Raw genomic sequence first — 26,636 nt, forward strand, 5'->3', positions numbered from 1 at the left:
ATCATACTGGATGCGCGCGATAAAAAACGCCTTGGGCCTTGGACCGAGGGTGTACAAGCTTCTTGACACAATGGAGGGCATGGATCTCAATGATTTCTATGCCGTCATTCCGGCCGGTGGCGTGGGTACCCGGCTCTGGCCATTGAGCCGCCAGGACCGGCCCAAGTTCCTCTACGATCTGTTGGGTTCAGGCAGAACAATGATCCAGGGAACTTTTGACCGGCTGGCTGGCATCTGCGGGGCCGATCATGTGGTCGTCTCCACTGGCCAGCGGCATGTGGACCAGGTGCGTCAGCAGCTTCCGGACCTGGCTGAGGACGCGCTCTTCGCCGAGCCTGTTCCTCGCGATTCCACGGCGGCTATAGCCTTGGCGACTGCTGTGCTGGCCCAGCGGCACGGAGGGAAAATCATCGTGGGCTCCTTTGCCGCCGACCACGTCATCCGAGACGACAAAGCGTTCGCAGCTTCAGTGGGGCAGGCGGTGGCGGCGGCGCGAGCCGGTTATGTGACCACCATCGGTATCGCCGCCTCCCGTCCCTCCACCGCTTTCGGCTACATCCACCAAGGCCCCTCCCTGGCCGATCGCATTCCCGGGGCTCCGGATGCCCACCTGGTCAGCGAATTCGTAGAGAAGCCGGATGCCTCTACGGCCCAGGCCTACCTGTCCACAGGGGAGTACCGATGGAACGCCGGCATGTTCGTCATGCAAGCACAGGTGCTCCTTGACTGCCTGCGTCGTTACAAGCCGGAGCTCCACGCCGCAGTCATGGCGATTGCCCGGGTTTGGGACCAGGGCGAGCAGGCGCGCAGCCAGGCCATGGAGGAGCACTGGCCGGGCATCGAGAAGATCGCCTTCGACTATGCCGTAGCCGAGCCATTATCGGCGGCCGGCGGCGTGGCGGTTGTTCCAGGGGGCTTCGATTGGGATGACATTGGCGACTTCAATTCAGTGGCGGGTCTGCTTCCGTCGTCCAACAGGCGCAACATCAAGATTCTTGGTGATGCCGACCGGGTCATGTACTTGGATTCAGCCGGAGACATGGTCGTGCCTGGCTCCGAACGCACGGTCGCTCTTCTGGGCGTGGATGACATGATCGTCGTCGACACTCCCGATGCTCTCCTGGTGGCCCCTCGGGCCCGCAGCCAGGAAGTCAAGGACATGGTGGCCAAGCTGGCCCAGTACGGCTGTGACGACATACTCTGAGAGCGATTTGGTCCAGCTAAGAAGGTTGGCCGATTTTGTTGTCTTCTGTCTGCTTTTGTGAGTAGTTTGGGATACAGAACCGGGTGCTCGGCAGACCGGGCATCACCTCATGAAAGGACCCGAACAACCATGGCCATCAATCCTCCAGTGGACGCTACCAGCACCAAGGCCTGGGCGGCCTTGCACCAGCACTTCGACGACATGCAGCGCCAGGGGATCGATCTGCGCGCATGGTTCGCCAAGGACCCGCAGCGCACCGAAAAGCTCAGCTTCGAGCTGGGCGATCTCTATATCGATCTGTCCAAGAATCTGATTCAGCCCGAGACCTTGTCCCTGCTGGCTCAGCTGGGCCGCGAGGTCGGCCTTGAGGAGCGGATCGAGGCCATGTTCAACGGCGAGCACATCAACAACACCGAGGACAGGGCCGTTTTGCACACAGCCCTGCGCCGTCCCGAGGAAGACCGCGGCAGGCTGATCGTGGACGGCCAGGATGTGGTGGGCGACGTCCGCGATACCCTCAAGCGCATCTATGCCTTTGCCGACCAGGTCCGCTCGGGCAGCTGGACCGGTCTGACCGGCAAGCGGATCACCACGGTGGTCAACATCGGCATCGGCGGCTCCGACCTGGGCCCGGTCATGGCCTACGAGGCCCTGAAGCCTTATGCTGATGCCGGCATCAGCGCCCGCTACATCTCCAACATCGATCCCAACGATCTGGCCGAGAAGACGCGCGATCTGGATCCGGAAACCACGCTCTTCATCATCGTCTCCAAGACTTTCACCACCCTGGAGACCCTGACCAACGCCCGCCAGGCCCGCACTTGGCTCCTGAAGAGCCTTGGGGAACGTGGCCTGCTGTCCAAGGACGGCCAGGACCTCTCGGCCGAGGCCATCCGTCGGCACTTCATCGCCGTCTCGACGGCCCTGGACAAGGTGCGCGACTTCGGCATCGATCCGGACAACGTCTTCGGCTTCTGGAACTGGGTCGGCGGCCGGTACTCAGTGGATTCCGCCGTGGGCACCTCCCTGGCCATCACTATCGGCCCCGAGCGCTTCGAGGAGTTCCTCAAGGGCTTCAACACCGTTGACCGCTACTTCCGCGCCACCCCTCTGGACCGGAATGTAGTGGCCCTGATGGGTCTGCTCAACGTTTGGTATGTCAACTTCTTCGGTGCACACTCGCACGCCGTTCTGCCCTATGACCAGTATCTACACCGCTTCCCGGCCTACCTGCAGCAGCTGACCATGGAATCCAACGGCAAGTCCGTGCGCTGGGACGGCACACCGGTGACCAGTCTGACCGGAGAAATCTTCTGGGGGGAGCCCGGCACCAACGGCCAGCATGCCTTCTACCAGCTGATCCATCAGGGCACCCGTCTGATTCCTGCTGATTTCATCGCCTTCGCCAACACCCCCAACCCGGCCAAGGACGGCGACCAGGACGTGCACGAGCTCTTCCTGGCCAACTTCCTGGCCCAGACCAAGGCATTGGCCTTCGGCAAGACCGCTGATGAGGTCCGTGCCGAGGGCACTCCCGAGGCCATCGTCCCGGCCAGGGTCTTCACCGGCAACAGGCCCACCACCTCCATTTTCGGCGATGCGCTGACCCCGGCAGCCCTGGGCGAGCTGATCGCCCTCTACGAGCACATCACACTGACCGAGGGCACCGTCTGGGGCATTGATTCCTTCGACCAATGGGGAGTTGAGCTGGGCAAGAAGCTGGCCCGCGAGATCACCCCGGCCATCTCCCGGGATGACCAGGCGCTGGCCGAGCAGGATCAGTCCACCAGGTCTTTGATCGCCTTCTACAGGGCCCACCGCCGCTGATGCCTAGCCGGGCCCTTGCAGGTCCGGCTCGTGATATATTATTGGACAGTTGTTTGCCGGAAGGGCAGCTGCCGCATGGGCTCCCTTCCTTTCAGGTCCAGCCGGATGTTCCGGCGGATCGGCACCCCCGACGGCAGACCGTCGGGTTCCGTTCAGGATCGCTTCCTTGTGGATTGCGGTCCATGGCATGGGTCGATGTGCGGCGGCCATGGAGGAACAGCATGAACGCGATTCAGGAATTTGACGCCAGCCACATGAAGCCTGCGGAGCAGATCCCCGACTTCCGCCCCGGCGATACCGTCGAGGTCAACGTCAATATCACCGAGGGCAACAACTCCCGTATCCAGGCTTTCACGGGCGTGGTGATCGCCCGTCAGGGCTCCGGCGTGCGCGAGACCATTCTGGTGCGCAAGGTCAGCTTCGGCGTGGGCGTCGAGCGCCGCTTCCCTCTGCACTCCCCGCAGATTGACTCCATCAAGGTGCTGCGCCACGGCCGTGTCCGCCGTGCCAAGCTTTACTACCTGCGTGGGCTGCACGGCAAGGCCGCCCGTATTGTCGAGCGGCGCGACAACAAGGCTGAGTCCGACAAGTAGGATTTTGCCGGGGCGATTCAGCCCAGACCTTGGCCGTAAACACCCGGGATGCAGTTCTCCCGGGTTTTTTCATGCTTGGGTGTGTACGCTATGAGGCATGCGGGACCTATTCTGTTAGTTAGTGTGTGGTTTTCTGCGGATGACAAGGAGTGAATATGGCCTTTCGGGATGAGGAAACGACCCCGTCAGGACTCTGGTACCCGGACGGCAGGCAGGCCACATCAGCCCCGGTGCCACCCCGTCATGCCCACGGCCACCCTGGTGGACGCGGCTCTGCCAGGGGCAGCCACCCACGTCTTGGCGAGCGTGGCTTTCTGCCCGAGTTCTTGTTCGAGCTGGTTGTCCTGCTGGTAGTGGTCTCCATCCTGCGCATTTTTTTGATCTGCAACTACATCATCCCTTCCGGCTCCATGGAGAACACCTTGGGTATCGGGGACAGAATCCTGACCACTCATAGGCTGACCAGATCCATGGTGGCTCCCCGCCGTGGGGATGTGGTGGTCTTTACTGATCCAGCTGACTGGCTCGGTGATGAATCCTCGCCCAGCTTTCGTGGCAATCACCTGGTCAAACGCCTGATTGGCATGCCCGGCGACACGGTGGCCTGCAAGGGTCATGGCGCCCCGGTCACCGTCAACGGTGTAGCCCTTGACGAAAGCTCCTACCTGCGCCCAGGGGTAGAGCCCAGCTCCTTCCCCTTCAGCATCAAGGTCGACCCTGGACATGTCTTCGTCATGGGCGACAACCGTTCCAACTCTGCAGATTCCCGCCTGCACAAGGACGACGGCCATAATGGCCTGGTTCCCATAGACAACATCAAAGGCACTGCATTGTTGACCTATTATCCGGTGGGCAGCTGGAAGCTGCTCAATAACCAGCACAAGGTCTTCGACGCCGTGCCCGACCCGAAGCAGGACTGAACCGGCTGTGAGGCGGATTCTGCCAACCCTGGCCACCGAGGCTGCCTTGGCAGACCAGGGAGCTGAGTATGTGCTGGGCCTGGATGAGGTCGGTCGGGGAGCCCTGGCGGGCCCGGCCATGGTCGGCGTGGTGGCGGTCAGGTCCTCCGACCTGCCCCATTTGAAAGTCCCTGACGGGGTGGCGGATTCCAAGATGCTGACCCCTGCGCGTCGGCTGGCCATGTACCGTGATCTGGAGGACTGGGCTGCCGGCTGGGCGGTGGGGGCCTGCTCCAACCATGAGATCGACCAGTGGGGCATCGTTCACGCCCTAGGCATCGCCGCCCTGCGTGCGCTGGCCGAATTGGAGCATGGGATGGACCTGGGGCCTGACTGCCGCCTGGCTGCCATCCTTGACGGCCCCCATGACTACATCACCCCGGCCGCCGACAGCTTTGACGCCCCCGACATCCCGGTTCTGCCCAAGGTGTCCACCCAGGTCAAGGGGGACGCCCACTGTGCCAGTGTGGCCTGCGCAGCGATCATAGCCAAGGTCACCCGTGACCAGCTCATGGTCCGGCTGGCCGCCTCGGATCCCGCCCTGGCCCCATACCAGTGGGAGCACAACAAGGGCTATGGGTCGCCTGCACACCTGGATGCCATTCGCCGCCTGGGGCCCAGCCGTCTGCATCGGGTCAGCTGGCATTTGCCTTCATCCGGTCCCGGCAGGGGCTAATATCGGAACGGTCGAAACGGCTATCGGAAGAAGGTCACATGCCCGCAGGCAGCGGCGGCAGGTCACGGTCCAAGCGCCCCTCCATGTTCGAGGTTGCCCGGCTGGCCGGTGTCTCCCACCAGACTGTGTCCAGGGTCATCAACAATTCCAAGGACGTCTCGCCGGCAACCAGGGTCAAGGTGCAGCAGGCCATCAGAAAGCTGGGCTACCGACCCAGCAACTCTGCGCGGGCCTTGGCATCCAGTCGCAGCCGAACCATCGGACTGGTGGCGGGCGGTGTCAGTCTTTTTGGACCTGTCTCATCGATCACAGCCATTGAGACCGTGGCCCGTTCCCATGGCCTGTTCATGTCGGTCATGATGGTGGACGAGTCAACCTGTACGCTTACTGGATTCCAGGAGCTCTGCGGCACCTTCCTGGAGCAGAATGTGGATGCCTTCATCTTTCTGACGCCCACCGACACCATGTTCAAGGCCGCCTGCCAGGTGGAGGTCAGCCAGCCCCGGGTCATCGTCACGTCCACGCATGGCATCACCAGCGTCGAAGAGGCCCTGAGCCGCCGGCGGGGCGATGGCCGGATAGCCCTGACCGGAATTGACCAGTGGGGTGCTGTGCAGCGCCTGGCCCGGCTGCTGGTCTCCCGGGGCCATCGACGGGTGCTGTATATGGCCGGCCCCTCTCAGTGGCGGGATGCCGCCACCCGGCTGGCCTCCTGGAAGGTGGCCTGCGCCCGCTGCCGCATACGAACGGCCGTGGTCCACGCCCGCAGCTGGGAGGCGGGGGAGTCCTACACGCTGATGAATCACCTGATCGATCAGCGGGGCATGAGCGGCACCTCCATGCCCTCAGCCGTGGTTACCGCCAACGACAACCAGGCCGTGGGCGTGGCCCGGTCCCTGCAGGAGCACGGTATCCGTATTCCCAGTGACATCAGTCTGGTGGGCTTTGACGACGTTCCCACGGTAGACAACATGTTTCCGCCGCTGGCCACGGTTCGCCCCCGCTTTGAGGATCTGGGCGTGGCCACCATGCGGCAGGTCCTGGCCCTGCTTCACCAGGGACAGCCGGTAGACTTCCCGGTCACCCACCATGGGGTGGGACTGATCCAGGCGGATGTGATTCAGCGTCGGTCCCTGGGCTACGCCGTCAAGCGCCTCTGACTACCGTCGGCCTGCATCCAGCGGGCTTGCCTGACGCTCTGGTCTCGGTTACAATTGTAACCAGAATATGTGAGCGTTAACATATCAGGCAAAGGAGCGGACATGGTTCTTGGCGAACAAGGCGTCATCGTTAGTGAATTACAGGAGGGCGCGACAAGTCTGGGCATCGAATTCGGCTCCACCCGCATCAAGGCTGTGCTGATCGACCATGACTACCGGACGCTGGCCACCGGGGACGTCGAGTGGGAGAACCGGCTGGAGGACGGCCTCTGGACCTATTCCATGGACCAGATCCATCAGGGTCTGCAGGCGGCCTATGCAGCCATGGCCGAGGACGTCCGCCGCCAGTACGGGGTGACGCTGACCAAGATAGGCGCCATGGGGATTTCAGCCATGATGCACGGCTACCTGGCCTTCGACAAGGATGGTCGGCTGCTGGTGCCCTTCCGCACCTGGCGCAACACCAACACCCGCCAGGCCCATGAGGAGCTTTCGCAGGCCTTCAAGATCAACATCCCTGAGCGCTGGTCCATTGCCCACCTCTACCAGGCCATTTTGAACGGCGAAGAGCATGTGCCCAAGGTGGCCTACATCACCACCCTGGCCGGCTACATGCACTGGAGGCTCTCCGGCCGCAAGGTCATCGGCATTGGCGATGCCTCGGGCATGTTCCCCATCGACTCCTCCCGCAAGGAGTTCGACCAGGGCCTGCTGGACATCTTTTCCCGACTGCCCCAGGTCCAGGCCCAGCCCTGGGACATCCATGACCTGCTGCCTGAGCCATTGACCGCCGGCAGCGATGCCGGCGCGCTGACCGCAGAAGGCGCCGCCCTGCTCGATCCCAGCGGTCAGCTGCAGCCCGGCGTGCCTATGGCCCCGCCCGAGGGCGACGCGGGAACCGGCATGGTGGCGACCAACGCGGTTCGTCCCCGCACCGGCAACGTGTCTGCGGGCACGTCCATCTTCGCCATGGTGGTTCTGGAACATCCCCTGCGTGATTTCCATCCAGAGGTGGATCCGGTCACCACACCGGCTGGGGATCCAGCCGGCATGAGCCATGCCAACAACTTCACCTCGGACCTGAACGCCTGGGTGGGGCTGTTCGGGGAATTCGCCAAGGCCGCCGGTCTGGATCTCAAGGGGGATGCGCTCTACGCCACCCTGTTCAACCAGGCCCTTCTGGGAGACAAGGATGCCGGCGGGCTGATCAACTACTGCTTCTATTCCGGGGAGTTCCTGGCTGGTCTGGAGGAGGGCCGGCCCGTCTTTGCCCGCGGCCCCGAGGGACGGATGACCCTGGCCAACTTCATGCGTGCCCAGCTCTTCTCGGCCTTCTCGCCGGTCACCATCGGCATGGATGTGATGACCCGCCAGGAGCATGTCCAGGTGGACACCATGGTCGGGCACGGCGGCATCTTCGCCACCCCCAAGGTGGCCCAGCGGATCCTGGCCGCCGCCTTCAACGCCCCCATCAAGGTCATGTCCACCGCTGTGGAGGGGGGCGCCTGGGGCATGGCCGTTCTGGCCGACTACCTGGGTCATGCCGACCAGACCCTGGCCGACTACCTGGATGCCAATGTCTTTGCAGGAGTCCAGTCCACAACAGAGCAGCCGGACCCGGCTGATGTGAAGGGCTTCAGAGCCTTCTTCGACCGCTTCACCAAGGGCCTGCCCATCGAGCAGGCGGCCGTGAAGACCATCCCCCTGCAGGGATGAGGCCGGGAGCTGAAAACGTCAAGCGGCCGGATCAGCGTGATCGGGCCGGGAAAAGGAGTTGCTGATGGTGTCCTTGGCTGATTATTCGCCCGAGGTGCGCGACGAGGTGAAACTGGTGCGCGAGCAGGTGGCCACCCTGCATGCGCAGCTGACCAGGTGGAATCTGGTGGTCTGGACGGCGGGCAACGTCTCGCAGCGGCTGCGCTCTGCCGATTTGATGGTCATCAAACCCTCGGGGGTGCGCTATGAGCACCTGACCCCGGGCTCCATGGTGGTCACCGATCTGGATGGCAATGTGGTTGATGGCGCTGAGGCCCCCTCCTCGGACACGCTATCCCACGCTTATATCTACCGACATATGCCCGAGGTCTATGGCGTGGTCCACACCCATTCCACCTATGCCACCGCCTGGGCGGCCACCGGCAGGGACATTCCCTGCGTGCTGACCATGATGGGTGACGAGTTCGGCGGTCCCGTGCCGGTCGGTCCCTTTGAGCTGATCGGCTCCGAGGCCATCGGCAAGGGCGTGGTCGACACCCTCAAGGATCATCCGGGCTGCCCGGCTGTGCTCATGCGCAACCATGGGCCCTTCACCGTGGGAGCCGATGCCGAGGCTGCTGTCAAGGCGGCGGCCATGACCGAAGAGGTGGCCCACACGGTCTGGGCGGCTGAGCAGATCGGCACGCCCAAGCCCATCGATCCGGCCGACATAGCCAAGCTCAACGACCGGTACCAGCACGTCTACGGCCAGCACTGAGCCGGAAAACACAAGCAAAGGAGCAAGTATGAGCATGAAAAATCCCTTCGAGGGCAAGGAGCTTTGGTTCGCCGTTGGTTCGCAGGACCTCTATGGTGAGGAGACCCTGCGTCAAGTGGGCGTCCAGGCGGCGGACATCGCCAAGTCCCTCAACGACTCTGGGCGGATCCCGGTCAAGCTGGTTCTGAAGCCCACTCTGAAGGACTCGGATTCCATCCTGAACTTCATGGTCGATGCCTCGTCGAACCCGGCCTGCATCGGCGTGGTGGCCTGGATGCACACCTTCAGCCCGGCCAAGATGTGGATCAGAGGTCTGGAGAAGCTGCGCAAGCCGCTCCTGCAGCTGAACACCCAGCATCATGTGGAGATCCCCTGGGACACCATTGATATGGACTTCATGAATCTGAACCAATCGGCCCACGGCGACCGTGAGTTCGGCTACATTCTGACCAGGCTGGGAATCCCGCGCAAGATTGTGGTCGGCCACTACACCGATCCCGAGGTTGCCGACAAGATCGGCGTCTGGGCTCGCGCCTGCGCCGGCTGGGACGCCGCCAACAACATGAAGGTCTGCCGCTGGGGCGACAACATGCGTGACGTCGCCGTCACTGAGGGCGACAAGACCGAGGCCGAGCGGGTCTTCGGCGTCTCCGTCAACACCTGGCCGGTCAACGAGCTGGTGGACCATGTCAACGCCGTCACCGACGACCAGGTCAAGGATCTGATCGAGGACTACAAGCGCAGCTATGATGTGGCTCCCGAACTCCTGGACTCCCGGTACGACTCCCTGGTGGTGGCCGCCCGCGAAGAGCTCGGCATGCGTGCCATGATGGAAGAGGTGGGTGCCACCGCTGCCGTGGACAACTTCCAGGATCTGGGAGGCCTGCGTCAGCTTCCCGGCGTGGGGGCCCAGCGGCTGATGGCCGACGGGTACGGATTCTCGGCAGAGGGCGACTGGAAGACCTCGGTTCTGATCCGGATCGGCAACGTCATGGGCTACGGGCTCAAGGGTGGCTGCTCGCTCATGGAGGACTACTCATACAACTTCGTGCCCGGCCATGAGGAGATCATGGGCGCCCACATGCTGGAGGTCTCGCCCACGCTGTTGACCGAGGGACGGCCCCGCCTGGAGATCCATCCCCTGTCTATCGGCGACAGGGAGGATCCCGTGCGCCTGGTCTTCACGGCTACGCCTTGCACCGATGCTGTGGTCGTCTCCCTGGCGGATGTGCGCGAACGCTTCCGCCTGGTCATGAATGTGGTGGATGTGGTCGAGCCCGGCGGGTCCCTGGCCAAGCTGCCTGTGGCACGTGCGCTCTGGAAGCCCCGGCCCTCGCTCAAGGTCTCGGCTGAGTGCTGGCTGCGTGCCGGCGCAGCCCACCATACCTGCATGACCACCACCGTGGGCCGTGAGGCCTGGGAGGACTTCGCGCGCATGGCTGGTGTGGAACTCGCCATCATCGACGAGAACACTGAACCTCGGCGTTTCGAGGCCGACCTGCGTGCAGCCGAGCTCTACCATCGGTTGGATAACCGGCACTGAGCGCCTGTTCCAGGAAGATAGCAAGGCCCCGCCACTGCACATGTGGCGGGGCCTTTACATATTCGGCTTGTCGGTTTGCGTTGTCACAATTTTGTCGGTACAGTGATGATTAGGCAATGGGAACAGTGGCATGTCCCAAAGTTGACATAAAGCCCACCCCCCTGAGTCGGGGAAGTGATCGGTTGGGGAGGCGAAGATGTGCCTGGCCATCCTGTGCCTATTAATACAGAAGGGAAAGCGTGCATGCACATGCAACGAGATAATGAAGGGATAAGGCTCCCTAAGCTTTTAGGCTTGGCGGTCGCCGGAGCGACGCTCCTGGCGGGCATGGTCGTTCTGCCAGCCACCCAAGCTTCAGCTGCTGACGACCAATATGGATTCAGCACAGATGATAACTTCAGACCTGGCGTTTTGGATGACAGCGTCCAGCCAACTCTGACAGTTACCAAGTACTTCTCACTGGTTGATGGGTACGCTTCAACTGGATCTGCTAATGATGCCAATAATTTTAAGGACGACAAAGATCTAGTCCCGGCTAAGGGTATTAGGTTCCGCGTCTATGAGGTTGTGCCAAAAGGCGAAAATAAGCAGATGGGCGATATAGTTGCCTCTGACGAGGAGTCTTGGACGCAAAAACCTGACACCCCGTTATACGTCGCAGATACAGACGGACAAGGTGTCATCAACCAGTGGTACAAGGGGGATAATACCGGAGTTCCTACGACGACCAAGTTGCAGTTCCCCAAAGGTGCTGGCCACTACTTCGTTATGAAGGAAGACCAGGCGGGTTCACCTGCTTTCACTGAAGGCCCGAATAAGCTCGACATGACTAAGTATACTGTTTCAACAAACGCTTTCTTTAGCTTGCCCTACGCAACCACTGGAAGTGATGCTAACAGCACTACTGGATACATCTATAACCTCCACCTCTTCCCCAAGAACAGGCACAACACGGCTTTCGCCAAGACAGTTCAAGGAGTCACAGACTCGACGACTGGTAAGGCGAAGTCCACTCGTTATGCGAAAGCAGGAGATAAGATCTCGTACAAGCTGTCGCAGACGATTTACAATGAGCCTAATAAAGACAATCGGGGCACGCCGGATGGAAAGCTCGATACGCACGAGTTGAAGGGCGCGAATGGCGATCTTCGTATCGTCGATCGTATGTCCAGCTCATTGAGCGCCAATAACGATTTCACTGTGAAGGTGAATTACAAAAATAATACTAAGAATAATACGCCTGGTTCAATAGACTTGACAAAGGATACGGATTATACTCTCTCCACTCCTACCGCGAATCCAGAAAGAATCCTGAAGACCGAAGATTCCCCGAATATGTTCCCGGACAATCCAGATAACGTCAGCTACTACCAGTTTGACTTCTTTGGCGGGTCTGCAACGAGCGGTATCATTCCTCAGCTGCAGAAAGTTCCGGCAACGGTTATGCAGCTTGATATCACCTACACTGCCACCGTTACTGGCAAGGGTGATTCGACCGGTACTGATGGTGTAGCAAACGATGCGTCTTCTGACTTTACAGAGAACACAACTTCAGACGGCAAAGCTACTGACCCGATTCATGAGCACACGAACGTCGTCAATGCGGTTCTTGTTTTTGGTTCAATTAAGAGCGAAAAGGACGGTTATGCCGCCCTTCCGGATACTCAGTATCGCCTGGTGGACGCCACTGATCAGGACAAGTACCTGGCAACTGATGGACAGTTCTATAGCGCGGGAGCTGATTTGCCAACAGGTGTCACGCTTTTTGAGGCTACGGCTAATAAGAAAGGTCTGGTAGTCTTTGCCGGTCTGCCTATCTTTGGTTCTGATACAACTACGCAGAACAAGGCTGCTACCGACACCGTCAAGGAAGGCATCAATTGGCGGGTAGTTGAGACTAAGACTCCTAAAGATTGGCGCAGTCCTGGTTTCCCGTTCAAGCAGGTTTCTTATGATAATCACAAAAATGAGACAGTAGACGATATTGTACAGAAGTATGGTCCTCACGCCACGATTGAACCTGACTATTCTCAGTTGAGCTTTGGAAACTTTGATGCACCAGCTTCAAAGGTCACTCAGAAGATTCAGTTCAACAATTCTGACATTCAAAAGTACCTGATGCATTATGCAACGGATTCTTCTGATTCGCCTCTGGCACTGCCTCTGACTGGTGGTCGCGGCATCCTGCTTCTGCTGGTTGTTGGCGCCCTGCTCATGGGTGGGGCTCTGTACGCTCGTAGTCGGCGCAACAACGCCGCCCGGGCCTGATGATGCGGTCACATTAGAAGTTATGTGAGGTGACCTGATGGCGGACGGTTCCTCCGAGAATCGTCCGCCATTTTCATACGGACCGTCGGATTCTAGATGGTTCGTACATGTCGGGGCCGTTGGTCAGGTTTTTTAGGCCAGCGGATCTGACGCAACCACGTCGTCGAAAGGCGGCCTTGGAAGGGAAGGTTTATGAAGGGAATTGCCTTGCCGAAATGCCTCACCCGCCGGGTCCTGCCCTGTCTGATTGTGGTCTTGGCCTGTTTAGGTCTGACTGCTTTCGATATGACGCCGGCGGCAGAGGCGGCGACGGTCAACCCGACACTGACGGTGCAACTCAAGAGAGGACATTCGGGTCAAGGCGGTCAGAACGACATCCTGCCGAGTGCTCCTGTATCGGCTGGAGCAGGGTATGTCTTTCGCGCCCTTAGGCTGGATGCCAGTACTCTGAAAAGCCGGGTGCAGGCACTTGACCATAACCCTGGGGCTGATAAGGCTCAAGCGGCTATCAGTAGCGAGGTGGCAGCCAACCCAGATGCTTTCAAGGATAAGAAACAACCAGCCGAATACTACGGTGTTTCTGATCAAGACGGCACCATCACCAACGCATCAGAAGCAAAATCTCAGGGAGTCTGGCTCACTGGAGCCCATCTTGATCTAGAAGCGTCCACACTGACAGGAGGAAGCCCAGCTGTTTTTGACGGGGACTACTTCAATGCCTCATATTGGCTGGTTACTTTAGTAGCGCCACCAAAGAGCGAAAAAGTGAAGGTAGATCCTGTAGTTGTGCAGTTGCCGCTCTACCGGGAGCAAGGTGAAGTCCATCCGCTTTACGAGGTAACCATTAGTCCTAAGCTCGTTGACGTGCCTCAGAATGCGTTTCCGAATGGAGATCAAAGTGGGAATGGAGCCAAGACTGTTCCTGTCGTAAGATCAGGTCCACGAAAGCTGGCCGCTACTGGCGTATCTATGGTAGCGCCTGGTATTCTGCTCCTGGTTTTGGCCGCGATGGGCCTTTACTTGGCAGTCGTCGCGCGCTCCTGGAACAAGGATCAGCGCTAGGTATTCTCACAGACATGTCGGTTTGATGTCATCACAGGATATCAGCGGCATCTGTGAGGGTGTATAAAAGACCGGCAGCATCATACAGGTGCCGCCGGTCTTTGTATGTCAAAAGCTATATATAGCTATTAACCGGAATATGCGAAATGCAGCATGAGGAAGGCTGTAGATGGATCATAATATTGACTCGGTTACTATGAGCCCAGCTCATGCCCCCGGCAACAGTGATGTTGCTTATGTGTCCATTCCTGCTGATCAAGCGGATATGCCGCCTACCTTTGCTCCTAGTTCTGAACTGCCGCCTTCCTATCCGCCCTTGAAAGCTCCCAAGGATCGCGGTGCTTCAGACCCGAATGGTTCAGATGCAATAGCAGATCCGGTGCTCGTTTCGGGCCAAGCTAAATCATTGGCCCCGATAATCGTCGTTTCAGGAAATAATCGCAAAGCAGTAGATGAGCAAGTCAATGCTGGGCAGATTGCCGTAACAGCATCCAAACAGGCCAAGAAGGATCGAAGGACAGCCAAGTCCGGCCGAGGATTCGGGCTCCTGGAGACTTTGGCCTTTCTGATTGGTCTGGGAATCTTCCTCTACCCGCTGTTGGCCGCCTATGTGAACTACTCCGAGGATGCCACTGCGGTGGATAACTACGATCAGATCGTGGATGCCCTCTCGCCAGCACAGCGCAGAGCCATGTGGCGCGATGCCAAGAAGTATGACGAGGAGTTGGGCAAGCCCACGCTGAGGGACCCCTTCAAGTACAAGGAAGTCAAGGAGCCACTGGGTCGTTACTACAAAACCCTCAATGTAGACGGCAAGGGCATGATGGCCTATGTGGAGATTCCCAAGATCAACGTCAAGCTGCCTGTGCGGCACGGCACCAGCGACCAGGTGCTTAAGGACGGCACAGGGCACATTGCTACAACCCATGTGCCTACCGACAACCGAACCATCCACTCCGTCATCACCGGGCACACGGGCGAAGTCGGCTACATGCTTTTCGATAACCTGACCCAGTTGCGCAAGGGAGACGTCTTCCAGATACGAGTGCTCAAACGGCATTTGAGCTATAAGGTAGACCAGATAAAAGTCATTTCGCCTACCGATGTCAGCGCACTGCAGCCAGTCCAGAATTCCAACTATGTGACCCTTCTGACCTGCTACCCCTATGGCGTCAACTCGCATCGTCTGATTGTGCGAGGGCACTATATCGGCGATGACGTGCCTCCTACCCAACCTGAGGGTGCGCCCATTTACATGGTCTGGGTGTTCCTGGCTCTGTTTGCAGCCTGCCTGGTGGGCTGGTACCTGCTCTCACGCAGCCGGCGCAACTGCCGTCACGACCTGGAGCAGATGGAACATCTGGAATCTCGGGCGGCAGGACCTGGGACCATGGGCGAGCCGCTGGCCACAATCATGGTCAGCCATGAGCAGGAGACCCGATCCGAAGCCACCCGCCGTCGCCGGTTGATTAAAACACGGCGAATCTGCAGCGTTCTCATGTGGTTGCTGGCTGTGCTCGGCCTCTTCTTCGCCTGGGGTTCGGTCGGGATGATGATGAGAATCGGCTTCCTGCCCGTATTCGACCTTGGCTACCACTGGTTCGATACCCATCTGATCTACTTCTTCGGTATCACCAAATTCTAGGCCTGTGCATGTGCGGACAGGTTTGACCACAGGGTCTGTTCTGTTGTAACCGGACTTTTGCCCGGCTCTAGAATGGAGCGAGCATGGCCCGGCAGACTGCTGGGCCGCGTCTGGGAAGGTTTGGACCATGACAGCAGTTCCTGACATCTTATTGTCTGACGGTAATCGCATTCCGCAGGTAGGCCTGGGCGTACTCAGGATCGACGATGATCAAACCGCTGGAGTAGTGCAATCTGCCTTGGAACTGGGGTATCATCACATCGATACGGCAGCGGGCTACCGCAACGAAGGAGGCGTGGGCCGTGGCCTCAAGGCCTTCGGTTGCCAGAGTGGTCCTGAGCGTGCCAATCTGTGGCTGACCACCAAGCTGCGTGACTCCGAACAGGGCTATGACAGCGCTCTGCGGGCCTTCGACCGCCAGCTGGCCCTGCTGGGCACTGACTATGTCGACATGTACATGATCCACTGGCCAACGCCGTTTAATTGGCGGGCTGATCAGGTTTGGCGCGCTTTCCATAGGCTGCGCGATGAAGGGCGGGTGCGGACCCTGGGCGTCTGCAACTTCCTCCCAGAGCATCTGGAACGGTTGCATGGGGAGACCGGGGAGTACCCAGCGGTGGATCAGATTGAGCTGCACCCCAGTTGGCAGCAGCGCACGGTGACGGCCTTCTGCAAGGAGCACGGCATCGCCGTCCAGGCATACTCGCCATTGGCACGCGGCGCAGACCTGACAGCCGGAGGCGGAAGGCTGGAGAAAATCGCACAGGCCCACGGGGTCACGCCGGCTCAGGTGGTACTGCGCTGGCATATTGAGAACGGGACCATCATCATTCCCAAGTCTGTCCACCGGGAAAGGCAGGCGGAGAACCTGGACCTGTTCGGCTTCAGCCTGACCCGTGAAGAGCACGCCGCCATCGATGCCATGGACTCCCCGGTGCGTGCAGGACACGACCCGATGACCTACGCCTACGCCTGACCGCTATTATGGATGATTCATGCATACAGTCGACATAGGAGGTATCGGCGGTAGATGACCGGTCCGAGACGCAGAAGATATCGGTATCGAGGCCGCAGCCGGTATGGTTCGGCACGGAGGAATCCCGCCCCGGCCCGCTTCCGTCGCGAATCGCTCACGGAACGGGTGCTGATCCTTCTGGTAGTGGCTGTGGTCCTGGGCATCACCATCGGCCTGATATTGCCAAGGGTCAATGGCGGGGTCGGACGGCTGACCGGCCGATATACGGCAACCGGCGATGCGGCCCAGACCCTGCAGGGCCTGATAGTGGACGATCACGCCCGCCCAGGCCGCCAGTATCGGCGTGAGGCTTTCGGCTTCAAGGAGACCGATGAGGACGGCAACGGCTGCAATGTGCGCGAGGATGTGCTGACCCGCGACCTGACTGACCTTCGTACCACCACTCCCGGTGGGTGCAAGGTGGCCAGCGGTCGTCTACAGGATCCCTATACCGGGCGGACCATCGAATTCGTCAGAGGCCCGAAGACCAGCTCGGCCGTACAGATCGACCATGTGGTCGCCCTGGAGAATGCCTGGCGGTCAGGGGCCAGCAAGTGGGACACGGCCCGTCGCTACCGTTTTGGCAACGATCCCTACAATCTGCTTGCCGTGGACGGTCCGGCTAACCAGGCCAAGGGGAGTGCCTCGGCCGACTACTGGTTGCCCGAGAACAAGGGATATCAGTGCTCCTATGTGGCCCGTCAGATAGCGGTCAAGGACAAGTATTCACTGAGCGTCACCAGCTCGGAAAAGCAGGCCATGCTGGCCGTTCTGCATACCTGCCCAGGCCAGCCTATCCCGCCGGACCTCTGAGCGCTGGCCTGTGGAAGGCTGACTGACAACTGGCATTTTCAATTGACATCTTGTATTACCAGCCCGTCTATCTCGCAGCTTGCGATGAATCCACCCAGATCCAGCAGGTGCCGGAGGAAGATTCTCCGGTAATCAGTCCTGGGTTTTGGAGTCGGCGGCGGAGGCTGTGAGGGCAGGGGCGTCGGTGTGAATGATGTGCATGTGGCGCAGGAGCATGCGGGTCATTTGGCGGCCGGAGCCAGCACCGTTTCCACGAACGCCGAAGTAGACCAGCAGGACCATGCCCAGGCAGATCAGTGCTGAAATGCGCAGGGCCCACTGCACGCCGAAGATGTTGGCTGCGATCTGGGTGGAGTGGCCGCCGCCCAAGGCGTTGTGGCGCAGGGTGGTGATGGTCTCCATGAGGATGACCAGGATGGGGGCTCCGACAGCGCCGGCAATCTGCCGGGCCGTGTTGGTGACGGCCGAACCAGCCGAAACGTCCTTGGGAGCCAGGTTGTTCAGGGACCAGGTGGTCAAGGGCATCAGGGTGAAGCCCATGCCGATCTGGCGGATGAACTGGCAGATGGAGACCAGGCCGATCCAGGTATTGGCGCTGATCATGCTCATGGCGATGGTGCCCAGCAGCAGGACCGAGCAACCGGTCATAGCCACGGGTCGTGCACCCCAACGGTCCAGCAGCCGGCCGCCGAAGAACTGGGCGATAGCGGTGCCGATGGCCCCTGGGAGCATGACCAGACCGCTCATGGTGGCTGAAAAGCCGCGATCCGTCTGGATATACATGGGCAGGATGACGGTGACCGAGCTGAAGGCGAAGAAGGACATGGATGCGATGATGGTGCCCACGGTGAAGTTCTTGATCCGCAGCACATGCAGATCCAGCAGGGGCTTGTCGTGGTGGAGCTGGCGAAGCACGAACCAGATGATCCCGATCAGGCCGACCAGCATGAAGGGCCAGGTCATGAAGGAGGTAATGGGGAAGTTCTCGATGTTGGTGAAGCCGAACATGAGCCCGCCGAACCCGAAGATGGACAGGGCCACCGAGAAGAAGTCAGCTTTGACGCTGGTGTCGCGCTGGCCGAAGTTGCGCAGGCCGAAGATGGACAGGAGCAGCGCCACAGCCCCGCAGATGCTCAGCGTCAGGAAGATGGAGCGCCAGCCGTTGGCGTCCGTCTGCCAGCCGCCCAAGGTCGGGCCGATGGCCGGAGCCACGCTCATGGCCAGGCCCACGGTGCCCATGGCCATGCCGCGCTTGGCCAGCGGATAGATGGAGAAGACGGTGATCTGCAGAACGGGCCACATGGTTCCCGTGCCTATGGCCTCAAGAATACGGCCCAGCAGGACCAGGGCGAAGGTCTGCGACTGCCAGCTCAGCAGCGACCCCAGGGTGAAGACGGCCATGGAGGTGATGACGATCTGCCTGGTGGAGAAGCGCTTGGTCAGGAAACCGGTCAACGGCACCATGACGCCCATGACCAGCTGGAATACCGAGGTCAGCCACTGGCCGGTGGTCAGGGTGATGTGGAACTCGTCCACAATGGTGGGCAGGGCCGAAGCCAGCTGCAGCTGGGTGAAGTTGCCCAGGAAGGTGATGACGGTCAGGATGGCCAGTGAAAGGAAGGCTTCATGGGTGAGCCTTCCGTTGACGAAGGCTCCATCCTTGCTGAGGGTCCGCCCTTGCTCGGCGAGCTCCTGCTTCCTCATGCACCACCACTTCCTTCGGGTTAGTCCTCACTGCGCATACCGCTCCCCGCGGTGCCGTCCTAGAAAGCAAATCAGGGCATACCGATACCGGTGACACTAAGAAAAGAACAAGAGAGCTAAGCGTCTGACAATGACCTTATAATATACCCGGCTGTGGATTGTGATTGGGTTTTTCCACATGGCTGACGCGGATGTGGCGACCTTGTCCGGCGGTCAGCGTTTCCAGTATGCTGTGTGAGGCGAGCTTCGGTAATGTGAATACGGAAGGGTCCAACACGGGCTGATGAGGACGGACGTTTGAAATGAAACGGCGGTCAAGGTAGGTAGCATGCACGCACATGGTCATGGTCGTGGCAGATTCCCGGCCCTCCTCATGTCCCTGGCAATGATGATTTCCCTGGCGGCCTGCGGCGACAATGTCCCCGTCGAAGGCAGCGGAACAGGCAATATGGCAGATCAGGCCCTCTTCCAGGGCGAGTTCGCCGGATCTGGCGCATCCTCCCAGCAGAGCGCTGATGAGGCCTGGATAGCCGGCTTCCGCAAGCAGCATCCTGGGGCGCGCATTTCTTACGATCCGGCAGGTTCCGGTGCTGGGGTCAACGCCTTCCTGTCGGGTTCGACCATCTGGGCCGGCACCGATGCGCCGCTGACCAGCGATCAGCTTGAGCGCTCGCGTAAGGTCTGCGGTTCCGGTACGGCCTTTGACCTGCCCGTTTACGCCACCCCGATAGCTGTGGCCTACAATCTGCCTGATTTGTGGCCCAAGGGTTCAGATGCCCATCTGCGGATGGACCCGGCTCTGATCGCCATGATATTCTCCGGAAAGGTCACCAACTGGCGGGATCCGCGCATCGCAGCGCTCAATCCGGGAGCCAATCTGCCCGACCTGGACATCACCGTGATTCATCGTTCGGACAAGTCGGGCACCACGAAAAGCTTCCTGTCCTACCTGCACGACACGGCCGGGTCCGCCTGGCCTTACCCAGCGGGTGAGAATTGGCCCAACGACCTGGGGCAGGGCGCCAAGGGCACTGCCGGAGTGGTCATGACCATGAACCAGGCACAGGGTACCTTTGGCTATGCTGACGCGGCCCAGACCACCGGTTTAGGCACCGTGGCCGTCCAGGTGGGGAAGACCTGGCAGCCGCCTACAGCCAAGACCGTGGCCAATCTGCTGGATGCGGCCCAGCGGGATCCTCAGGCCAGTCAGCCTGGCAGGGTGGTCCTGACCGTGAACCACCGCACCACCCAGGAGCACACCTATCCGATCGTCCTGGTCTCCTACGACGTGGTATGCACCGCCTATCGAGATGATCGGGACGGATCCAAGGCCCGGTTCGCCAAGGCCTGGCTGACCTATCTACTGAGCGAGCAGGGTCAGCGCATGGCCGCGGCCAATGCGGGCAGCGCCGAGCTGGGGCAGGGGCTGCGCGCCCAGGCCATGGCCTCGGTAGAGACCATCGGGGGGAAGTCATGAGCGACAAGCCGGACGAGACCGCAACCCTGAACAAGGCCAAGCGGGTGGATCGGATCTTCAAGGCCTGCGCTACAGGGGCGGGCGTCCTGATCCTACTGGCCCTGGCTGCGGTCACCCTCTTTCTGATTCTGCGCGCTTTTCCGGCCTTCACCGGAGATCCGGATTCCCGCACCCAGGCCATCCTCTCCCTGAGTGGTGGCCGGGCGAGCAGTTTCCTGGGCTATGTGGGCCCGCTGGTTTTCGGCACCATTCTGATTGCCGGCCTGGCCTTGCTCTTGGCTTTCCCTGTCTCCCTGGGCATTGCTCTCTTCATCGGCTACTACGCCCCCAACCGCCTGTCCACGCTGCTCAGCACGGTGATTGACCTGCTGGCCGCCGTGCCCTCAGTGATCTACGGGCTCTGGGGGGCTCTGGTCCTGGTTCCCAATATCACTGGTTTCTGGCGCTGGCTGTCTGTCCATTTGGGATGGATTCCGCTCTTTTCCGGACCCGTTGCTGCCCCGGCCCGGTCCGTGGCCACGGTGGCCCTGGTGCTGGCGGTCATGATCCTGCCCATCATCACCTCGGTCACCCGTGACATCCTGATCCAGGCCCCTCGACTGCAGCAGGAGGCCGCTTTGGCCTTAGGCGCCACCAAGTGGGAGATGATCCGGCTTGCGGTCCTGCCCTTCGGCCGCTCGGGCATCATTTCGGCCTCCATGCTGGGGCTGGGACGCGCCCTGGGCGAGACCATGGCGGTGCTGATGATCCTCTCACCAGGCTTCAGCTACTCCCTGCGGCTGCTGCAGGCTTCGAAAAGCCAGACCATCGCCGCCAACATCGCCGCCCAGTTCCCCGAGGCGGACTCCCAGGGCGTGGCCCTCCTGGTGGCCACCGGTCTGGTCCTCTTCATCATCACCTTCATCGTCAATTATCTGGCGCGCAGGATCACAGCAAAGGCGGGTGCATGATGGCAAGCCGAACTGATCGCGGGCCGGTCATCGATTTTGACCGCTTCAGACCAACCAGGTCCTCCATCCGGGCACGCAAGCGCAAGGACCGGCTGATGACCGTTTTGATCGGGCTCTCCTTCCTAGTCGCCCTGATCCCGCTGGTCTCGGTGCTCTGGGTCAGCCTGTCCAGGGGGGTGCGACGGTTGACACCGGACTTCCTCACCCACAACATGAGCGGGGTGGTGGGCGGCAACCCCACGCCGTCCGGAGGCTACGGCGGTATCCTGCATGCAGTAATCGGCACTCTGGAGATCACCTTTGGATCCATGGTCATATCCATTCCGGTGGGTGTCATGTGCGCGGTTTATCTGGTCGAATACGCCCATGGAGGTCGCCTGGCCAAGGCCATCGGTCTCATGGTGGATGTGATGAGCGGAATTCCTTCCATCGTGGCTGGTCTCTTCGCCTTCTCCATGTTCGCCCTTGTAGTTGGGCCAGGCACCGTAAACGGGCTGGCTGGTTCGGTGGCCCTCTCCCTGCTCATGCTGCCCACGGTGGTCAAGACCTCCGAGGATATGTTGGCCGTGGTTCCCAACGACCTGCGAGAGGCGGCCTATGCCCTGGGGGTTACCAAGCAGCGGACCATCACCAGTATCGTTCTGCGCACGGCCCTGCCTGGCATCGTCTCGGGCACCATCCTGGCTGTGGCACGGGTCATCGGGGAGACGGCGCCTCTGCTGATAGCCTCGGGTTTCATCGCCACTACCAACCCCAACCTCTTCTCCGGGAGGATGACCACCCTGCCGGTCTTCGTCTACAACGAGTATTCCCAGGGACTGGCCGTCTGCGGGCCGGGCGCTGACCCGGGATGCCTGACCGACATTCACATGCAGCGGGCCTGGGCTGCGGCCTTGGTGCTTATCCTTATCGTCCTGCTGCTCAACCTGCTGGGGCGGCTGGTCTCGCGCATCTTTGCTGTTGGGCGGACGCGTTGAGCAGCGCCATTAGAGAAACGGAGGCCGGAACATGGGCCAACGCATAGACATCAACCACCTCAACGTCTACTACGGCGACTTCCTGGCCGTCCAAGACGTAAACATGCGCATCCAGGCCAACAAGGTCACCGCCTTCATCGGTCCCTCCGGCTGCGGCAAGTCTACGGTCCTGCGCACCCTGGACCGCATGCACGAGATCACCCCGGGGGCGCATGTGAGCGGGCAGGTGCTGCTGGAAGGTCGCGACCTCTACGGGCCGGATGTGGATCCGGTCGAGGTGCGGAGGGACGTGGGCATGGTCTTCCAGAGGGCCAATCCCTTCCCGACCATGTCCATCCGGGAGAACGTCCTGGCCGGCATACGGCTCAACAAGAAGCACATCGCCAAATCCGACGCGGACGATCTGGTGGAGTGGGCCCTGCGCGGTGCCAATCTTTGGAACGAGGTCAAGGATCGCCTGGACAAGCCGGGCATCGGGCTCTCAGGCGGTCAACAGCAGAGGCTCTGCATTGCCCGTGCCGTGGCCGTGCACCCCCAGGTCCTGCTCATGGACGAACCCTGCTCGGCCCTGGATCCCATCTCCACCCTGGCTGTGGAGGATCTGATCAACGAGCTAAAACGGGACTACACCATCGTCATCGTCACCCATAACATGCAGCAGGCCGCCAGGGTCTCGGACTATACGGCCTTCTTCAACCTCAAGGCCGTAGGTCAGCCCGGCCACCTGGTGGAGATGGACGACACCACCACCATCTTCTCCAACCCGCACGAGCCGGACACCGAGCGTTACATCTCCGGTCGCTTCGGCTGAGACAGAACCGGTCTGCGCACCCGCCCGTCAGGTATCATGGTTCCGGCATCCATGGAAGGAGCGACGACATGGGAGTATTGCTGGAACCGGCCACCCTCTTGGGCATTATCCTGGTGGGTTACCTGTTCAAGCGTTTTGGCCTCTTTCGTCCGCTGGACTACCGGGTGTTGCAGACCATTGTGTTCGATCTGGTCCTGCCCGGTGCCATCATCTACTCCTTCGCCACCAACCCCCACAATCCGAGCCTGCTTCTGGTCTCGGTCTTCGCCTTCGTGGCCTCGCTGATTCCGCCACTGGCCATCTTTCTGACCAGCAGGCATCGTCCTACAGCTCAGCGGGCTTTTCTTATGCTCAACGGATCGGGTTTCAACATCGGATGCTTCTGCTTCCCTATGCTTCAGTCGCTGCTTGGCACGGCGGCCCTGGTGCCCGCCGCCATGTTCGACATCGGCAACTCGGTCATGGTCTCTGCCGGGACCAACGTCATGACCCAGGGGCTTCTGCATATTCGACCGGGCCAGTCCCTGGATCCCGAAGCAGGCGAGCCGGTCAAGCTGGATGACCCTGATGCCCGCAAACTTCATCGCAAGGCCGCAGCCATCTCCATAGCCAAGGGTTTCCTGAGCTCGCCCTCCTTCGACACCTACATGGTCATGGTGGTCTTCATGCTGACCGGGATCTCGTTGCCGGACTGGTCAGCCCAGATCACCCGTCCATTCTCGACGGCCAACGCCTTCTGCTCCATGCTTATGGTGGGCATGCTCATGGACTTGCCCGGCGGACGGGATGATGTCAAGTCAGTATTGCAGATTCTGGCCTGGCGACTGCCCTTCGGCATCCTGTTCGCGACGGCCGCATGGTATCTGCTGCCCTTCGAACCGTTGATCCGTCAGGCAGTGGCCTTGTGCTGCCTGGCTCCGACAGCGGTTTTCGCCACCATGTTCACTGACAAGGTCCTTGGCAACGCCCGACTGGCGGGATTCACCCTGGCCCTGACTGCGGTGATCGGTGCGGTGCTCATGGTCTTGGCGCATCTGCTGATGGGCGCCCTCTGAGGATTCAGTCCTTCTTGTTGTTTTTCTTATCGTCTTTGCCCTGGTCGCGGCGCTCCTGTTCCTGGCGCAGGGTGCGGCCTTCGCGGGTGCGTTGCTTGTTGACCGTGGCGGCTGCAATCCGTTCGGCGGCGCGCTCATCCTGTCCACGATCGACTTCGCTGTCGTGCACATGCTGATACTGCTTCTGATCGTCCTGGTCCCAATGATTGTTCCTGGCCATATACCCCTCCTTGAAAGTACTGCATCCGTCAGCCCATCCCCGTCTATAAGGTCGGCTTCAGGGCCGTGCAGGTATGCCGATTATAAGTTAGAGAAAAGTGTTGAGGTGGTATTGGAGCCGATAGAAGGTTGGGAACAGGGGGCTTGTAACAGAAAAAGCCGAGTGCTCGTGATATTCTTCTCTTGTCTCATCGCCAAATAAGACAATAAGGAATCGAATATGCATAAGCTATTTCGGCTTTCGGATAATAATACCACAGTCTCTACGGAAGTGGTAGCAGGCATCACCACCTTCTTTGCCATGGCCTACATCATTGTGGTCAATCCTTCGGTGCTTTCCACGGCGGGCATGCCCTGGGGTGCCGTCTTTCTCGCCACTCTGATCGCTGCGATCATCGGCACCCTGATCATGGGACTGGTGGCCAACGTGCCCTACGGCGTGGCGCCAGGAGTCGGGCTGGATGCCTTCTTCACCTTCACCGTGGTCAAGGGGCTGGGCTTCACCTGGCAGCAGACCATGTGCATGGTCTTCCTGTGCGGCCTGATCAACATCCTGGTCACGGCCACCAAGCTGCGCAAGATGATCATCCAGGCCATTCCGCCCCTGCTTCAGCACGCCATCGGCGGCGGCATCGGCGTCTTCATCGCCTATGTGGGTCTGCTCAATGTGGGCATCATCAAGTTCACACCCGACAAGACCTCGGCAGCAGGTGCCAACCCTGGACTGACCACCTTCAACACACCAGGAGTCATCCTCTTCGTCATTGGCTTGTTGCTGACCGTCTTCCTCCTGATCTTCAAGTTCAAGGGTCATTTGGGCTTCATCAACAAAGGTGCCTTTGTCATCGCCATCATCGCGGTCACGCTGCTGGGCATTCCCATGGGGGTCACCAGCATGGCCAAGTCGGTCGATCTGGGCCAGGCCTGGTCACAGCTGCCGCAGACCTTCCTGGCCATTTTCAGTCCGGAGGGCTTCCCTGCTCTCTTCTCTGACCCGGCCAAGCTGCCAGTGGTTCTGGTGACCATCTTCGCCTTCTCCCTGTCGGACACCTTCGACACCATCGGTACCTTTGTGGGCACCGGCCGGCGCTCAGGCATCTTCTCCGCCGAAGACGAGCAGGCTCTGGAAACCGGTCGTGGTTTCAGCTCCAAGATGGACAAGGCCCTGTTCGCCGATGCCACCGCAACCTCCATCGGCGCCCTCTTCGGCACCTCCAACACCACTACCTATGTGGAGTCTGCAGCGGGCATTGCAGCTGGTGGCCGAACCGGACTGACCTCGGTGGTCATCGCCGCCTGCTTTGCGCTCAGTGCCGTCTTCGCCCCCTTGATTTCGGCCGTGCCATCGGCGGCCACCGCACCCGTCCTGGTCATTGTGGGTTGCATGATGATGAGCTCCTTCGCTGAGATCGAGTGGGGCGAGCTGTCTGAGGCCATTCCGGCCTTCTTCACGGCCATCTTCATGGGCTTCGCCTACTCCATCTCCTATGGCGTGGCTGCCGGTTTCATCACCTACTGCCTGACCATGGTCTGCAAGCGCAAGGGCAAGGAGGTCCACCCCATCATCTGGGCGGTCTCGGCCCTCTTCATCCTGGACTTCGTTCTCCAGGCCGTGCTCTAGAACAGAAATTCAGCCTATCGTATCTGTCCCGATTGTGTAGGTTGTGATCTTAGCGATCTGCAGACTGGGAAGGCTGATAGGGAAAGCTAGACATGAGACCGCAGTGAAGCTCCGCCACGTGTGTAGTGGCGGAGCCTCACTTGTTCATGCTCTGATGAGAAGTGATTTTCCAAGAAGGTGTCCCTGTATCTGCTTCTGTGGGTCAGCTCTCGTTTCGATCGACCATCTTTGCTTAGTGTTTCAACGTGCTGTCGACTGGCCATCAGACCGGTGGCTGCATGTGGCGATTCCGACATGAAAGATCAAGCGACGATGCTTAAGTGAATTATGAGTGCAATAGTCTCGTCGCTGGGTTCTAGAGCCTTATCATGCTTCCATGAGATGTCTACAGTCGTGAGGTCCATGAAGTCGTTGTCTTGCTAGTAGAGAGACAGCTGGTTCCAATGGGTCATCGGGCACCGTGGAAAGATGAAATGCTTCGTTTAATCGGGGAGAGACACTGGGTCAGGGGAGCAAACCGTCAATGCACCATACGCTAATCCTTGGTCCTTGTCGACCATCCTCTTGGTCTTAGATTCAGTAAA

At 60.2% G+C, this 26,636-nt stretch carries 22 protein-coding genes; 20 read left to right on the top strand and 2 right to left on the bottom strand.

What is annotated here, in order from left to right; all coding sequences use genetic code 11:
* The first annotated feature begins 79 nt into the window (after positions 1-79).
* From H3T90_RS06685 to H3T90_RS06750, 14 genes are all read left to right on the top strand, one after another.
* Complete coding sequence (locus H3T90_RS06685; RefSeq protein WP_198230005.1) at positions 80-1,204, top strand: mannose-1-phosphate guanylyltransferase; 1,125 nt, start codon at positions 80-82, stop codon at positions 1,202-1,204.
* 129 nt (positions 1,205-1,333) lie between these two features.
* Positions 1,334-3,031: a glucose-6-phosphate isomerase gene (pgi, locus tag H3T90_RS06690; RefSeq protein ID WP_198191483.1), complete on the top strand. Its 1,698-nt coding sequence runs from the start codon at positions 1,334-1,336 to the stop codon at positions 3,029-3,031.
* Between the two features lie 221 nt (positions 3,032-3,252).
* Complete coding sequence (gene rplS, locus H3T90_RS06695) at positions 3,253-3,624, top strand: 50S ribosomal protein L19 (protein ID WP_046322486.1); 372 nt, start codon at positions 3,253-3,255, stop codon at positions 3,622-3,624.
* 155 nt (positions 3,625-3,779) lie between these two features.
* A complete protein-coding gene (gene lepB, locus H3T90_RS06700) occupies positions 3,780-4,544 on the top strand; it encodes a signal peptidase I (protein ID WP_198230006.1) in 765 nt (254 codons plus the stop codon).
* Positions 4,545-4,551: 7 nt separating this feature from the next.
* Positions 4,552-5,259 (top strand): ribonuclease HII, encoded by a 708-nt coding sequence (locus H3T90_RS06705; protein ID WP_198230007.1) that lies wholly within the window; start codon positions 4,552-4,554, stop codon positions 5,257-5,259.
* 38 nt (positions 5,260-5,297) lie between these two features.
* Positions 5,298-6,419, top strand: coding sequence for a LacI family DNA-binding transcriptional regulator (locus tag H3T90_RS06710; RefSeq protein WP_232350617.1), 1,122 nt, complete (start codon positions 5,298-5,300; stop codon positions 6,417-6,419).
* 102 nt (positions 6,420-6,521) lie between these two features.
* Positions 6,522-8,135 (top strand): xylulokinase, encoded by a 1,614-nt coding sequence (locus H3T90_RS06715; protein WP_144178046.1) that lies wholly within the window; start codon positions 6,522-6,524, stop codon positions 8,133-8,135.
* A 64-nt stretch (positions 8,136-8,199) separates the two neighbouring features.
* Entirely contained in the window at positions 8,200-8,892 is a 693-nt protein-coding gene (locus H3T90_RS06720) for an L-ribulose-5-phosphate 4-epimerase (protein WP_045923976.1), read from the top strand.
* A gap of 28 nt (positions 8,893-8,920) precedes the next feature.
* Positions 8,921-10,435 carry an L-arabinose isomerase gene (gene araA, locus H3T90_RS06725; RefSeq protein WP_198230008.1) on the top strand — a complete coding sequence of 505 codons (1,515 nt, stop codon included), beginning with the start codon at positions 8,921-8,923 and terminating at the stop codon, positions 10,433-10,435.
* 243 nt (positions 10,436-10,678) lie between these two features.
* Positions 10,679-12,703 carry a pilin N-terminal domain-containing protein gene (locus H3T90_RS06730; protein ID WP_198230009.1) on the top strand — a complete coding sequence of 675 codons (2,025 nt, stop codon included), beginning with the start codon at positions 10,679-10,681 and terminating at the stop codon, positions 12,701-12,703.
* A gap of 192 nt (positions 12,704-12,895) precedes the next feature.
* Positions 12,896-13,765 (top strand): hypothetical protein, encoded by an 870-nt coding sequence (locus tag H3T90_RS06735; protein WP_110424889.1) that lies wholly within the window; start codon positions 12,896-12,898, stop codon positions 13,763-13,765.
* Between the two features lie 169 nt (positions 13,766-13,934).
* Positions 13,935-15,410 (top strand): class C sortase, encoded by a 1,476-nt coding sequence (locus H3T90_RS06740; protein WP_198230010.1) that lies wholly within the window; start codon positions 13,935-13,937, stop codon positions 15,408-15,410.
* A 127-nt stretch (positions 15,411-15,537) separates the two neighbouring features.
* Complete coding sequence (locus H3T90_RS06745; RefSeq protein ID WP_198230011.1) at positions 15,538-16,386, top strand: aldo/keto reductase; 849 nt, start codon at positions 15,538-15,540, stop codon at positions 16,384-16,386.
* Between the two features lie 54 nt (positions 16,387-16,440).
* Complete coding sequence (locus H3T90_RS06750; RefSeq protein WP_232350618.1) at positions 16,441-17,238, top strand: HNH endonuclease family protein; 798 nt, start codon at positions 16,441-16,443, stop codon at positions 17,236-17,238.
* Positions 17,239-17,370: 132 nt separating this feature from the next.
* Here the strand turns inward: H3T90_RS06750 and H3T90_RS06755 are convergent, their stop codons facing one another.
* A complete protein-coding gene (locus tag H3T90_RS06755; protein WP_198230012.1) occupies positions 17,371-18,942 on the bottom strand; it encodes an MDR family MFS transporter in 1,572 nt (523 codons plus the stop codon).
* 328 nt (positions 18,943-19,270) lie between these two features.
* Here H3T90_RS06755 and H3T90_RS06760 point away from each other — a divergent pair, with 328 nt between their 5' ends.
* The 5 genes from H3T90_RS06760 to H3T90_RS06780 all read left to right on the top strand — a co-directional run bounded on the left by H3T90_RS06760 (position 19,271) and on the right by H3T90_RS06780 (position 24,212).
* Entirely contained in the window at positions 19,271-20,419 is a 1,149-nt protein-coding gene (locus H3T90_RS06760) for a phosphate ABC transporter substrate-binding protein PstS (protein WP_198230013.1), read from the top strand.
* Complete coding sequence (gene pstC, locus H3T90_RS06765; RefSeq protein WP_198230014.1) at positions 20,416-21,369, top strand: phosphate ABC transporter permease subunit PstC; 954 nt, start codon at positions 20,416-20,418, stop codon at positions 21,367-21,369. The genes H3T90_RS06760 and pstC overlap by 4 nt, the downstream gene beginning before the upstream one ends.
* Positions 21,366-22,346, top strand: coding sequence for a phosphate ABC transporter permease PstA (pstA, locus tag H3T90_RS06770; protein WP_198230015.1), 981 nt, complete (start codon positions 21,366-21,368; stop codon positions 22,344-22,346). Before pstC ends, pstA begins: the two co-directional genes overlap by 4 nt.
* Before the next feature lie 31 nt (positions 22,347-22,377).
* Complete coding sequence (pstB, locus tag H3T90_RS06775; RefSeq protein WP_024627440.1) at positions 22,378-23,157, top strand: phosphate ABC transporter ATP-binding protein PstB; 780 nt, start codon at positions 22,378-22,380, stop codon at positions 23,155-23,157.
* A 68-nt stretch (positions 23,158-23,225) separates the two neighbouring features.
* Positions 23,226-24,212: an AEC family transporter gene (locus tag H3T90_RS06780; protein WP_198230016.1), complete on the top strand. Its 987-nt coding sequence runs from the start codon at positions 23,226-23,228 to the stop codon at positions 24,210-24,212.
* Between the two features lie 4 nt (positions 24,213-24,216).
* Here H3T90_RS06780 and H3T90_RS06785 read toward each other — a convergent pair whose 3' ends face one another.
* Complete coding sequence (locus tag H3T90_RS06785) at positions 24,217-24,432, bottom strand: hypothetical protein (protein ID WP_046322513.1); 216 nt, start codon at positions 24,430-24,432, stop codon at positions 24,217-24,219.
* Between the two features lie 219 nt (positions 24,433-24,651).
* On the opposite strand from H3T90_RS06785, the gene H3T90_RS06790 reads away from it, so the two are divergent.
* The gene (locus H3T90_RS06790) at positions 24,652-26,052 is read left to right on the top strand and encodes an NCS2 family permease (protein ID WP_046322514.1); all 1,401 of its coding nucleotides are present in this window, start codon (positions 24,652-24,654) and stop codon (positions 26,050-26,052) included.
* Positions 26,053-26,636 lie beyond the last annotated feature (584 nt).

Source organism: Bifidobacterium polysaccharolyticum (genome assembly GCF_016101585.1).
Taxonomy (GTDB): domain Bacteria; phylum Actinomycetota; class Actinomycetes; order Actinomycetales; family Bifidobacteriaceae; genus Bombiscardovia; species Bombiscardovia polysaccharolytica.